General features: G+C 79.1%; 1 pseudogene. It reads right to left on the bottom strand.

What is annotated here, in order from left to right:
• A pseudogene (locus NBW84_RS23880) lies at positions 1-517 on the bottom strand (NADH:flavin oxidoreductase); the annotation flags it as partial.

Genomic DNA, 517 nt, shown 5'->3' with positions numbered 1-517 from the left:
CGCCGGGACGCTCCTCGGCGGCGCCCCCCTCAGCAGCGCCGCCTCCGTCGCCAGCCCTGTCGCCGGCCCTGTCACCGACGCCGGCCCTGTCACCGACGCCGACGCCGGTGGCGGCTTCGCTGTCGGCGCCGCCCTCCTCGGCGGGAGCGCGCCCGCCGTCGACGTCGCCCGCGTTGCCGCTGCCATCGGCGACACCGCTCTCACCACCGGTGGCAGCACCGGCACCGGTGGTGAGAGCGGCAGCATCATCGGCACCGGCCGGCCCGTAACGGCCGGGCACGGGCCGGGACCCGGTGGTGAGCAGGACGTCCCAGCCGTCCGCGACAGCCGCGTCGAGATCGTCGGCGGTCACCTCGGTCCCGAGGTCGACCTGCACCCGCAGCCGGTGGCACTGCGCCACCAGCCAGTCGGTGAGCAGGGCCAGCCGGGTGCGGCCCGGCCCGGCCGCGGCGGCCCGCAGCGCGCCGCCGAGCGTGCCGCCGCGTTCGGCCAGCCGGACCTGGTGCCCGCGCAGCGC

Origin of the sequence: Protofrankia sp. CiP1_Cm_nod2 (genome assembly GCF_920664355.1) — a bacterium.
Classification (GTDB): Bacteria; Actinomycetota; Actinomycetes; order Frankiales; family Frankiaceae; genus Protofrankia.
This window is presented reverse-complemented; position numbering and strand designations above follow the sequence as displayed.